9 protein-coding genes and 1 pseudogene are annotated in these 12,299 nt (G+C 66.6%); 5 read left to right on the forward strand and 5 right to left on the reverse strand.

What is annotated here, in order from left to right; genetic code table 11:
* From OK17_RS16100 to OK17_RS16115, 4 genes are all read right to left on the reverse strand, one after another.
* Window positions 1–778: 8-oxoguanine DNA glycosylase OGG fold protein (locus tag OK17_RS16100; RefSeq protein ID WP_461418055.1), on the reverse strand; the 778-nt coding region annotated here is incomplete at its 3' end.
* Between the two features lie 74 nt (window positions 779–852).
* Entirely contained in the window at window positions 853–2,412 is a 1,560-nt protein-coding gene (locus OK17_RS16105; RefSeq protein WP_461418056.1) for a glycosyltransferase family 87 protein, read from the reverse strand.
* Between the two features lie 61 nt (window positions 2,413–2,473).
* The gene (locus OK17_RS16110; protein ID WP_461418057.1) at window positions 2,474–4,834 is read right to left on the reverse strand and encodes a transglycosylase domain-containing protein; all 2,361 of its coding nucleotides are present in this window, start codon (window positions 4,832–4,834) and stop codon (window positions 2,474–2,476) included.
* A 129-nt stretch (window positions 4,835–4,963) separates the two neighbouring features.
* Window positions 4,964–5,356 carry a DUF5318 family protein gene (locus tag OK17_RS16115; RefSeq protein ID WP_461418058.1) on the reverse strand — a complete coding sequence of 131 codons (393 nt, stop codon included), beginning with the start codon at window positions 5,354–5,356 and terminating at the stop codon, window positions 4,964–4,966.
* Window positions 5,357–5,579: 223 nt separating this feature from the next.
* On the opposite strand from OK17_RS16115, the pseudogene OK17_RS16120 reads away from it, so the two are divergent.
* The 3 genes and pseudogenes from OK17_RS16120 to OK17_RS16130 all read left to right on the forward strand — a co-directional run.
* A pseudogene (locus OK17_RS16120) lies at window positions 5,580–6,290 on the forward strand (PadR family transcriptional regulator); the annotation flags it as partial.
* A 60-nt stretch (window positions 6,291–6,350) separates the two neighbouring features.
* Entirely contained in the window at window positions 6,351–7,442 is a 1,092-nt protein-coding gene (locus tag OK17_RS16125) for an inositol-3-phosphate synthase (protein WP_039879823.1), read from the forward strand.
* Between the two features lie 181 nt (window positions 7,443–7,623).
* Window positions 7,624–8,049, forward strand: coding sequence for a hypothetical protein (locus tag OK17_RS16130; RefSeq protein ID WP_461418059.1), 426 nt, complete (start codon window positions 7,624–7,626; stop codon window positions 8,047–8,049).
* A 12-nt stretch (window positions 8,050–8,061) separates the two neighbouring features.
* Here OK17_RS16130 and OK17_RS16135 read toward each other — a convergent pair whose 3' ends face one another.
* Window positions 8,062–10,071: an aconitate hydratase gene (locus tag OK17_RS16135; protein ID WP_232716842.1), complete on the reverse strand. Its 2,010-nt coding sequence runs from the start codon at window positions 10,069–10,071 to the stop codon at window positions 8,062–8,064.
* 338 nt (window positions 10,072–10,409) lie between these two features.
* Between OK17_RS16135 and OK17_RS16140 the strand changes: the two genes are divergently transcribed.
* A complete protein-coding gene (locus tag OK17_RS16140) occupies window positions 10,410–10,985 on the forward strand; it encodes a TerD family protein (protein WP_232716841.1) in 576 nt (191 codons plus the stop codon).
* A 140-nt stretch (window positions 10,986–11,125) separates the two neighbouring features.
* On the forward strand, window positions 11,126–12,247 hold the full coding sequence (locus OK17_RS16145) for a DUF475 domain-containing protein (protein WP_461418060.1): 1,122 nt from the start codon (window positions 11,126–11,128) through the stop codon (window positions 12,245–12,247).
* Window positions 12,248–12,299: the final 52 nt, after the last annotated feature.

Genomic DNA, 12,299 nt, shown 5'->3' on the forward strand with positions numbered 1-12,299 from the left:
CGAGCCCCCAGCAAACCCGGGGCGATTCAGTGGACAGCGGGCCGCGTACCCAGTTCGCCTTCTCCCAGGTCTGCCGCTCCCAGGCCTGCCACGGGTGGTCCCACCCGGTCGGGGGTGAGATCGCGAACAGGCCGCGCACGATGACGTCGTTGCGATCGACCCCGGCCTCGGTGCGCCAGCGATCCACGAGCCGCGAGTAGGCGACGTAGTCGGCGGCAGTCCAGACGCCGTCGCGCAGACCCTTCCACCCGGCGCGTCGCAACGACCGACCCACCTTGGCCTCGAGCACCGGGCTCGGGTGCTTCGGGTCACCGGCGCCCGCGAAGTACAGGAACCAGGTGAAACCGCCCGGGCCGAGTCGGTCGATGGTGTTGCCGCCCTTGTCCGGTCGCAGCATCGCGTATGCCGCGCCCGGGTCGTCGCGACTCGCGAGGGCGGCCTCCTGGAGCAGCCTCCCGAGACGCTTGCGGTCCGCGGCCACGGCGGCGATCCGCTTCTTGCCGTCGGAGTTCTGCCGACCCAGGCAGAACGCGACGACATTCCACAGCAGCGCGATCGCATCCTCCGGGGATTCGCCGGCGGACGCACCGAGAGCGAACAGCCCCTGTCGCCCGATTCGACTGCCGTGCAACGTGTTCGGCATCTCGAACTCGGCCAGCGTGTCAATCCACCACTGCTGGTCGACCAGCACGGAATCGGCGAGGAGTTCGGCCGTTCGGTCGCCGGCGGCGAGCCAGTCGGTGAGGTCGTCGGGGACTGCGAGTTGCAAGGTGTTCATGGTGGATTGGACGCACCGGTGCGGCATTCGGTTCCCTCGGGTCCGCGTCGATCCGCGGTGCAGTGGCTGTCGGCTCACCGAGCGCCGGCCGAAACCGGCTCGCCCACTCGGTCTTCGGATTGTCGTCGCACTCGCCTCGACGGCAGCCGCAACCGGATGCGGTCCGGTGCACCGTCGAGCACCCCACCGGCCGGGTCGTCGTACCAGCGTCCGTCGTTCCCGCCTCGGACGAGGTCGTCCTTCGGATGCCAGATCTGCCAGACCACGACCGCACACAGCAGGAGGACGATCAGTCCACGGAGCACCACGGCGGTGGTGAACCACTGGTCGGGAAGCCACCGGCGTTCCTGATCGAGGAACAGTCCCATCCGCGGGATCCAGATCAGCGCGTCGATCGTCATCCACGTCAGGAGCAGCCTGGTGTGCGGGATCGCGAGGACCGCCAACGGCACCAGCCACAGCGAGTACTGCGGGCTCCACACCTTGTTGACGAGGAGGAAGCCGGCCACCGCGAGAAACGCCAGTTGCGCAACCCGGGGACGGAACGGCGCGCACAGCCCGATGAGTGTGACCGCCACCAGGACGAGGACGGTCAACCCGACCGACAGCGCGTTCAGATGGTTGATGTTCCATGTGAAACCAAGCGTGTCGGCGAGGATGCGGTAGATGGTGTCGGCGTCGGCCGAGCGGTCGCCGTTGAACCGGAAGAACTCCCACCAACCGCTCGGATACGGGATGAGGATCGGCAGGTTGACCAGCAGCCAGGCGGCGATCGCGGCCCCGGCGGTGGCCCCGAACTCGCGGACCCGGCCGGACCGCAGACACAACGCTCCCAGAACGACCAGGAGCAATGCCGGATAGAGCTTCGCGGCGGCGCCGACCCCGATGGCGACGCCGGCGATCCACGGCCGGTCCCGTGACCAGGCGAGCAATGCGACCGCGACGGCAGCCGTCGCGATGGTGTCGAAGTTGGTGAAGGCGTGCACGAAGACCAGCGGCGAGAGCGCCGCCAGCCAGACCGTCCACATCCGGGTGCGCGCGGTCAGAGCCGTCGCCCAGATCGTGACCAGCCAGAACAGCGCCAGACCGAGCGCGACGATGGTGAAGAACAGCACGACGTCGAGCGCGCCGGGGACGCCCCAGTTCTCCTCGGCCCACACCCAGCCTCGTGTCAGCTGGGCGGCGCCGTACATGAACATCCCGGTGAGGACCGGGTACTCCATGTAGCGCTTGATGGTCTGGCCCCGGGCATCCTCCTGGAACCAGAAATCGCGGTAGGGCAGTGCCCCGATGTTGAGTCGTTCGGCGCCGTACAGGCTGATGACGTCGCTGTAGCAGAGGTTGGTGAACTGCCGCTGGTCGTCCCAGTCGAGTCGCATCTCGGCGCCCGGCCGGCCCGCCGAACCATCGTCGGGCGGAGCCTGCTGCAGACAACTCGCCTTGCCGAACCAGCCCAGGGCCAGTCCGCACAGTGCGAGCGCGAACAGCACACGCAGCGGTGTCAGGTGGCGGCTGCGCCCGATGACGGCATGTGCGCCCGCCGGGCCGCCGACGAGTGAACTCGCCTCGCGCACCATCTCGTCCGAGCGCGTCGGGAGTACTCGTTCGGCGTCGACGCGTTCATCGCGCGACAACGGGGCAGGGCTGTCCCAGGCAGGGTCGGCTGCGTCGGCAGAGTCAGCCGGGGGATCCTGGTCAGCCGACGGGCGGTTCAGGGATTCCTCCGCCGTCCTCACCACCGGGCTGGTTGCCTCCGCGGCCCGGCGCGTTACCGCCGCCGGTGCCCCCACTGTCGGGTGAGTTGCCGTCCGGCGAGTTGCCACCGCCGTTGCCGCCTCCGCCGCGCGGGCCTCCCGGGAGCGGGATGGTGACGCCGGGTGCAAGCGTCAGGTTGCCGTCGCCACCCTGATCAGGGATCTCGAAGGTCGGTGCCGAAGGTCCGCGCGAGCGCGTCGACGGCGCGTAGGTCGTCGCCGGCGCCTCGTACGGGATGCCGACCTCTCCGCCGATCGCCTCTTCGGGTTCGGGGAACTTCTTGATCTCCTTGCCCTCGAGGGCGGAGTTCATGGCCGCCTTCCAGATCTGCGAGGGCAGGCCGCTGCCGTAGATCGACGCGCCGCTGTAGTTGGTGAGCGCGGTGCCGTCGTTGGTGCCGACCCAGACCGCGGTGGACAGTTGCGGGGTGTACCCGACCATCCAAGCGTCCTTGTTCTGACCGGTGTCGCCGAGCTGGACGGTGCCGGTCTTGGCGGCCGCCGGACGCGAGCCGAGCGACGGGTCGTAGAGCGAGTTGCCGTTGGAGTACGCCGGGATCGGTTCGAGTGCCGCGGTCACGGTGTCGGCGACCTTCTCGGGGAAGACCCGCTTGCCCTCGTTCTTGCGCTCGAAGAGCACCTGGCCCGCGGAGTCGGTGACCTTCTGCACGAAGTACGGCTCGTGGTAGACGCCGGAGGCCGCGAGCGTCGCGTATGCCGAGGCCATGTCGATGACGCGCGACTGGTACTGGCCCAGCACGACGCCGCCCTCGGGGGAGCCGTTCGCTTCCTGCAGGGTCTTCTCGATGTTGCCGAAGGACTCGGCGACGCCGGCCCGGTGCGCCGCATCGGCGACATCCTCGGCGCCTCGCTTGAGGTCCATCATGAGGCGGTAGTAGACGGTGTTCAGCGACATCTTCATCGCGGTCGCGAGGTTGCACGTGCCGCAGCTCTCGCCGTCGGAGTTCTCGACCGTCAGTCCGCCGCTGGCCTCGAAGGGCGCCGAACTGTAGGTCTTCGACAGCGGGATGTCCTGCTCGAGGGCTGCGATGAGCGCGAAGACCTTGAACGACGAGCCGGTCTGGAGGCCGGCCTGCGCGAGGTCCCAGCCACCGGCGTTGTCACCGCCGTAGTAGCCGCGCACCGCGCCGGACTGCGGGTCGATGGAGACCACGGACGCGAGGAGGTCCTTGGGCTCCCCGTTCAGCTGGCCGTTCGGGCACTTGTAGATCTTGTTCTTGCGGCAGGCCGCCTGGACGACGCCGTTCTGCACCTGGGGGTCGATGGTGGTGCTGATCTTGAGGCCGCCGGTCTGCAACTGCTTCTCGGTGATGCCGACGCTGGTGAGCTCTTCGAGCACCCGGCGCTTGATCAGACCGTTGGGGCCGGGGGTCTCGTCACTGCCGCTGACCCGAGCCTTGATGGTCTTGGGGAAGACCGCGTTGTCGGCCTGCTGCTTGGTGATGGCTCCGGTCGCGACCATGCCGCTCAGCACGTAGCGCCACCGGGCCTCGGTCGCCTCGAGGTTGTTCTCCGGGTCGTAGTACGACGGGGCGCGGATGACACCGGCGAGCAGGGCCGCTTCCTCGAAGGTCAGCGGATTCTTCTTGGCACGCGCCGGATCGGTGATCGACTTGTTGAAGTACTTCTGCGTCGCGACGGCGATGCCGTAGGCGCCGCGCCCGAAGTAGATGGTGTTGAGGTAGGCCTCGAGGATCTTCTCCTTGGACCAGCCGTGCCGCTCGTTCATCTTGGCGGCGATCGCGAGTTCCTTGAACTTGCGGTCGAAGCTGCGTTCGTCGCCGACGATCGCGTTCTTGACGTACTGCTGGGTGATCGTCGAACCACCACCGGCGGAGGTGTTGCCGGTGATCTGACCGATCACCGCGCGCGAGAGGCCACGCGGCGAGAAGCCGTTGTTGGTCCAGAACTCGCGGTCCTCGGCGGCGACGATCGCCTGGATCATCGTGTCGGGGATCTCGTCGAACGGCACCACCTGGCGGTTGCCGTCGGGCTGGGTGATGTCGGCGAGGGTGCGGCCGGAGGTGTCGACGATCGTCGCCTTCTGGCTGACCTCGGGTTCGGGGATCTCCGCGGTGAAGTAGGTGAAGGCGAACGCGATGATCAACACCAGCACGATGGCCGGGACGATCGCGCCCACCGCGCCGAGCGCCCAGGCGAACCGTTTCTGCCGCGCCTCCGTGGCCTGCCTGTTGGCTCGTCCGTTGTTACCGCCACCGTTGCGACCGGGACGGGATCCGGTACCGCGCGGTGTGGGCGAAGAACCGTACGCCTCGCTCATCGTCCACCTTTCCTACCGGGCCGTGCGGCGCGTTTCACGCCGCTGACCTCGGTCTCAATTCTCCAGCCTCGTGCCACACCACTTTGACAGCCCGCATGAGGCCTCGGCAAAAAACCGCAGGCCGGCGCGCTATTTGGCCACACGTCGGCTGCGACGCGTGGTCCGTGGCGGCAGCCCGGCAACGTATGACTGCACCAAATGGTTCCAGCTACACGTCCGGCACACCTCGACGACATGCACCGAGAACTCCTCGGCGGTGGTCGCCAGCCGGGCGATCTCCTCTGTGCTCCGCGCTGAGCCGCTCACCTGGCCGAGGCGTTCGCCGAACACCCAGGAGACAAGTGTGACCTGCTCTTTCCGGCAGATCGGGCACATCGTCTCGCTGGGCCGACCGTGGAATTTCGCCGCGCGCAGAAGGTACGGATTCGCATCGCACACATCGGCCACGGCGGTCCGGCCCGCGTGGACCGAGGACAGCCGAGCGCGCCGCTGCAGGGCGTAGTCGACGATCTGGCGTTGCACGGTTTCAAGCGTACGTGGTCACGGGTTTGTCGTCGGCGCGACGGTCCGGGCGCTCCACCGGGACGGGTGGTCCTCATGGCGGCCCGGGACCGGGTGTACCTCCCTCGACCGACCTCCTCGTGGACACGGTTATATCGGTGCGATACATTGGCAAACACATCGGAGCGAGGTGTTGTGCTGTCAGCACCTTCCGACACATCGACGGACCGGAGGGGGTGACGAAGTGCTCGAGCTCGCAATTCTGGGCTTGCTTCTCGAAGCCCCCATGCACGGTTACGAGCTGCGCAAGCGGCTCACCGGGCTCCTCGGGGCCTTCCGTGCCTTCTCCTACGGTTCGCTGTATCCGACCCTGCGTCGGATGCAGGCCGACGGTCTCATCGACGAAGCCGACGCGCCCTCGGGCATGAAGGTTCGTCGTGGGCGTCGGGTGTACCAGCTCACCGATGCCGGTCGCGCTCGGTTCGCCGAGCTCGTGGCCGACACCGGTCCGCAGAACTACACCGACGACGGTTTCGGTGTGCATCTGGCGTTCTTCAGCCGGACTCCCGCAGTTGCGCGCATGCGCATCCTCGAGGGTCGTCGCCGGCAGGTGGAGGAGCGCCGCGAAGGGTTGCGGGAGATCGTCGGACGGTCCAACCGGGCGGTCGATCGCTACACCCGCCAGCTGCATCAGCTCAGCCTCGAGTCCAGCGAACGGGAGGTCCGCTGGCTCAACGAGCTGATCGCCGCCGAGAGCTCCCAACAGCGAGACGGGACTCCAAGTCCGTTCGATTCCGACACATTCGATCCCGACGACATTGCTCGGGACGACGCCGGAACCGAACAGTCACCTGTCGATCCGGGGCCGGACGCCGGCACCGGACGATCCGATGACGAATTGCCAGAACCGGACTCGACGCAGAGCCGGGACGAACAGCTCGGGCACCCGAGCAAGTGAAAACACCGGTGGCGCAGCGAAGGTCTGCGACGCCGCAACAAGAAGGAGAGCCCGACCATGGGTGAGCCCAATAAGGTGCGCGTTGCCATTGTGGGCGTAGGAAACTGCGCTTCATCCTTGGTGCAAGGCGTGCAGTACTACAAGGACGCCGACGAGAACGCCAGCGTTCCCGGCCTGATGCATGTGAAGTTCGGTCCGTACCACGTCCGCGACGTCGAGTTCGTCGCCGCGTTCGACGTGGACGCCAAGAAGGTCGGCTTCGACCTGTCCGACGCGATCTTCGCGAGCGAGAACAACACCATCAAGATCGCCGACGTGCCGCCGACCGGTGTCACCGTCCAGCGCGGCCACACCCTCGACGGTCTCGGCAAATACTACCTCGAGACCATCACCGAGGCCGACGGCTCGGGTGTCGACGTCGTCCAGGCCCTCAAGGACGCCGAGGTCGACGTCCTCGTCAGCTACCTGCCGGTGGGCTCGGAGCAGGCCGACAAGTTCTACGCACAGTGCGCCATCGACGCCAACGTCGCGTTCGTCAACGCACTCCCGGTCTTCATCGCCTCTGACCCCGAGTGGGCCCAGAAGTTCACCGACGCCGGTGTCCCGATCGTCGGCGACGACATCAAGAGCCAGGTCGGCGCCACCATCACCCACCGCGTGATGGCGAAGCTGTTCGAGGATCGCGGCGTCACCCTCGACCGCACCTACCAGCTCAACGTCGGCGGCAACATGGACTTCAAGAACATGCTCGAGCGTGAGCGCCTGGAGTCCAAGAAGGTCTCGAAGACCCAGGCCGTGACATCCAACCTGACCGGCTCGCTCGCCGGCAAGGTCGAGGACAAGAACGTCCACATCGGCCCGTCGGATCACGTCGCATGGCTCGACGACCGCAAGTGGGCCTACGTCCGCCTCGAGGGTCGTGCCTTCGGTGACGTGCCGCTGAACCTGGAGTACAAGCTCGAGGTCTGGGACTCCCCCAACTCGGCCGGCATCATCATCGACGCCGTGCGCGCCGCCAAGATCGCCAAGGACCGGGGCATCGGCGGCCCGATCCTCCCGGCATCGGCCTACCTGATGAAGTCCCCGCCGAAGCAGCTCGCCGACGACGTCGCGCGTCAGCAGCTCGAGGCGTTCATCGTCGAGGCCTGATCCTCTTCTGAACGATCCACGACGTCCCCGTCGGGATTCGTGAGGTACATCCTCACGGTCCGGCGGGGACGTCGTCGTTTCGGGCGACATGTTCGTGAATACGCTCGTGACCTGGTTGTCCTTCCCCGAGAATGATTCCTCGAACCACCAGCTGCCGGACGAGCGACGAGGAGAGACCGGGATGGCTTCGAAACTGATCAGGGCATGTGTCGCAGTGGCTGTCTCGGGTGTCGTCGTGATGCTCGGTCTATCCGGGGGTGGAACCGCGGCCGCCGCACCGTCACCGACGCCGGCCGCGACCGTGGTGGGCGGTTGCGACGGCGCGAAACTCGTTCAACCACGCACCCTTTCGTCGATCTACTGCGGTGATGCCGGCGTGATCGTCACGGACGTGACCTGGCTGGCGTGGACCGACGCCTTCGCCGTCGGCTTCGGTACCGAGAACCGCAAGCTGTGCGAGCCGAACTGTGCGGCCGGGAAGGTCGCGAAGTACCCGGTCGGGATCTGGCTCTTCGCACCGAAGAAGGGTGTGTTCACACAGGTCTCGCTGTACTCCTCGATCACCGGCCCGCCGGAGACCTATCAGCTCACGGGTTTCGTGCGCTGATCGTGGGCCGGGTCAGCTGATCTCTCCGCTGTCCTGCAGCACCGTCTCCTCGGCACGATGTTCATCCGGATGCTCCTCGGCGGCGAGCCGCGGGATGAGACCCCCGGCCAGGACATCCGAGACCTGCCGCTTCGAGAGCCGATGCCGGACTTGGAATGTCCGGTCCTTGGTGACGTTGCGGACGGTGAGGACGTCGTCGGCGCCGAGCCCATCCCGAAGGTTCTCCAGCCGTAGGGTGTCGTCCTGGTCGACGGCGTCGTAGTCGGCGGGGTCGGTGAATTCCACTGCCAGCACACCGAAGTTCGCGAGGTTCTGCCAGTGGATGCGCGCGAACGACTTGGCGATCACCACCCGCAGACCGAGATGGCGCGGCGCGATCGCCGCGTGCTCGCGAGACGAGCCCTGCCCGTAGTTGTCACCGCCGATGATGATGTGCCCGGTGTCGGCGGATCGTGCTCTCTCGGTGTAGGTGTCGTCGATCCGCGTGAAGCAGAACTCGGCGAGCTTGGGGATGTTCGACCGGTAGGGCAGAGCCTTCGCACCCGCGGGCGAGATGTCGTCGGTGGAGATGTTGTCGCCGACCTTCAGCAGCACCGGCGCCTCGACGACGTCGGGCAGCGAATCGAGGTCCGGGAGGTCGGAGATGTTGGGCCCCTTCACCGGTTCGACCTTCGTCGCCTCCTCCGGCGACAGCGGCGGGACCAGCATCGCGGTGTTGATCGAGTGCTCCTCGGGGAGGCCGAGATCTGGGTACGCAACATCGTTGTCGGCAGCCCACTCGCGGGGATCGGTGATCACGCCGGTCAGCGCCGATGCTGCCGCGGTCTCGGGCGAACACAGCCACACCTTGTCGTCCTTGGTGCCCGAGCGGCCGGGGAAGTTGCGAGGCATGGTGCGCAAGGAGTTCTGCCCGGTCGCGGGTGCCTGTCCCATGCCGATGCACCCCATACAACCGGCCTGATGGATGCGCGCGCCGCTGATGACCAGGTTGGTCGTGGCACCCATCTTGGTGAGGTCGGTGAGGATCTCGCGCGAGGTCGGGTTGATGTCGAAGCTGACACTCGACGACGTCTGCCTCCCCGCCACCATCGCTGCGGCGATCGCGAAGTCGCGGAGACCGGGGTTGGCGCTCGACCCGATGACCACCTGTGAGATCTCCTCGCCGGCGACCTCGCTGACCGGCACGACGTCGCCCGGCGAGGACGGCTTCGCGATCAACGGGACGATCTCGGAGAGGTCGATGGTCTCCTCGGCGTCATAGCTCGCGCCGTCGTCGGCGACCAGCTCGGTCCAGTCGTCTTCGCGACCCTCTGCGCGCAGGAACTCGCGCACCGCGTCGTCGCTGGGGAACACCGTCGTCGTGGCCCCGAGTTCGGCACCCATGTTCGCGATCACGTGGCGATCCATCGCCGTCAGACTCGCCAAGCCGGGACCGTGGTACTCGATGATGCGGTTCACCGCACCCTTCACGTCGTGGCGCCGGAGCATCTCGAGGATCACGTCCTTGGCCGAACACCACGGCGGCAGTTCGCCTTCCAGCCGGACGCCCCAGATCTCGGGCATACGGATGTTCAGCGGGCGACCCGTGATGGCCAGTGCCACTTCGAGTCCGCCGACCCCGATCGCGAGCATCCCGAGTGATCCGGCGGCAGGCGTGTGGGAGTCGGACCCGACCATCGTCTTGCCGGGGATACCGAACCGCTGCATGTGGGTGGGATGGGAGACGCCGTTGCCGGGCTTGGAGAACCAGAGGCCGAAGCGTTCGCACGCGGTACGCAGGTATTCGTGATCCTCGGCGTTCTTCTCGTCGGTCTGCAGCAGGTTGTGATCGACGTACTGGACGCTCACCTCGGTGCGGGCGCGGTCGAGTCCCAGCGACTCCAGTTCCTGCATCACCAACGTCCCGGTGGCGTCCTGGGTGAGGGTCTGATCGATGCGGATAGCGATCTCCTCACCGGGCGTCATGTCCCCGGCCTCGAGGTGGGCTTCGATGAGCTTGCGGGCAACGTTCTGGGCGGGCATCGCACACTCCTGATCGGCTCACGCCCGAGCTGTGCATGGCTCGTGGCTGAACCGGAGTCAGAACCTGTCCGCGTCGTCGACGCGGTGACGCGCCAGGCGCTCCGCTCGGACTGATCCCCATGGTCCCAGCGATGGTCGGCGGACGCCAGGGTCGCTACGACGTGCGTGCGCCGAACAACGCATCGGGTGGGTCCGAAAACCGGGAATCCGCAGGTCATCCATCCGACTCAGTGACCACGACACACCCTTCGCATAGAGTGTTGACGTTGCTCCGTGCGTCCGAACAACGGGTGTACCGGACATCGACAGACCACGTACCAACAGAAAGGCACAATCTCATGGGCGTGAGCCTGAGCAAGGGCGGAAATGTCTCGCTGACCAAGGAGGCCCCGGGACTCACCGCGGTGTCCGTCGGTCTCGGCTGGGACATCCGCACCACCACCGGCACCGACTTCGACCTGGACGCCAGCGCGATCGCACTCGGCACCAACAAGAAGGTGCTCTCCGATCAGCACTTCGTCTTCTTCAACAACCTGCGCTCCCCCGACGGCTCGATCGAGCACACCGGCGACAACCTGACCGGTGAGGGTGAGGGCGACGACGAGGCCATCAACGTCGACCTGGCGGCCACCCCGCCGGAGGTCGATTCCATCGTCTTCCCCGTCTCGATCTACGACGCCGACGCGCGCTCGCAGTCGTTCGGTCAGGTCCGCAACGCCTTCATCCGCGTCGTGAACCGCGCCAACGGCGCCGAGATCGCCCGCTACGACCTCACCGAGGACGCCTCCACCGAGACCGCGATGGTCTTCGGTGAGCTGTACCGCCACGGTTCGGAGTGGAAGTTCCGCGCTGTCGGCCAGGGTTACGCATCGGGGCTCGCGGGTATCGCCCGCGACTTCGGCGTGAACGTCTGACATTCTCGTCGACCCGGCTGCCCGTCAGCTTCATGGATGCCGCACCCCCTGTTCCAGCGGGTGCGGCATCCGTGTGTCGTGACCACCGTCCGACGACGCTGTCGGCCAGTCCATCTGCTCCCTAGAAAGGCCACAATCCAGTGGTAGTAAGAATTTTCGGCCTCTCCTTCGTCATAACGATCGCGGCGCTGGTCGTCGCGTTCCTCTACGGCGGCGTCGAAGCGCTGATCCTCACCGCGATCCTCGGCATCTTCGAGGTCACGCTCTCCTTCGACAACGCGGTCATCAATGCGACCGTGCTCCGCAGGATGAGCGAGTTCTGGCAAAAGATCTTCCTCACCATCGGCATCCTGATCGCCGTCTTCGGTATGCGTCTGGTGTTCCCGCTGGTCATCGTGTGGCTCGCATCCGGACTCAACCCGGTCGAGGCGCTCGATCTCGCGCTGAATCCGCCGCCCGGCGATGCCGCGTTCTTCGCCGACGGCTCCCCGAGTTACGAAACGATCATCACCGACGCCCATCCGCAGATCGCCGCCTTCGGTGGCATGTTCCTGCTGATGCTGTTCCTCGGCTTCCTCTTCGAGGAGAAGGAACTCACCTGGCTGACCTGGATCGAGCGCCCGCTCGAGCGCATCGGCAAGCTGGAGATGCTCGAGGTCGTCATCGCGATCGGTCTGCTGGTGCTCACCGCCACGTTCATCGCGCCGGCCGACGAGCGGTCGACGGTCATGATCGCCGGCTCGCTCGGCATGATCACCTACATCCTGGTCAACGGACTCGGTGAGTTCTTCAACGTCGAGATCGAGGAAGAGGTCGAGGGACTCGACGAATCGGCTGAGAAGTCCACCGGCCGTTCGGGTCCGACCGACCTGGCCAAGGCCACCGGCAAGGCGGGCTTCTTCCTGTTCCTCTACCTGGAGGTCCTGGATGCCTCGTTCTCGTTCGACGGTGTGATCGGAGCCTTCGCCATCACGGCCGACCCGATCCTGATCGCGCTGGGCCTCGGCCTCATCGGCGCGATGTTCGTCCGTTCGCTCACCGTGTACCTCGTCCGCAAGGGCACGCTCTCGGAGTACGAGTACCTCGAGCACGGCGCGCATTGGGCGATCGGCGCGCTGGCGCTCATCCTGCTGTACTCGATCGGCACGCACGTGCCCGAGATCATCACCGGCCTCGTCGGTCTGGTCCTGATCATCGCGGCACTGTTGTCGAGCATCGTCCGGCGGAAGCGCAAGGAAGCGGCCGAGCCGGTAGGCGTCTGACCCTTCGAGGCTCGTCGCTGCGCTCCTCGCACCTCAGGGAGCGTCGAAGGCG

The sequence above is a fragment of the Gordonia sp. GN26 genome, from assembly GCF_054823965.1.

Excerpts from the sequence above, each read along its gene's own strand:
- OK17_RS16110 (WP_461418057.1), bottom strand. The coding sequence starts at position 4,834 with ATGAGCGAGGCGTACGGTTCTTCGCCCACACCGCGCGGTACCGGATCC.
- OK17_RS16125 (WP_039879823.1), top strand. The coding sequence starts at position 6,351 with ATGGGTGAGCCCAATAAGGTGCGCGTTGCCATTGTGGGCGTAGGAAAC.
- OK17_RS16130 (WP_461418059.1), top strand. The coding sequence starts at position 7,624 with ATGGCTTCGAAACTGATCAGGGCATGTGTCGCAGTGGCTGTCTCGGGT.
- OK17_RS16135 (WP_232716842.1), bottom strand. The coding sequence starts at position 10,071 with ATGCCCGCCCAGAACGTTGCCCGCAAGCTCATCGAAGCCCACCTCGAG.
- OK17_RS16140 (WP_232716841.1), top strand. The coding sequence starts at position 10,410 with ATGGGCGTGAGCCTGAGCAAGGGCGGAAATGTCTCGCTGACCAAGGAG.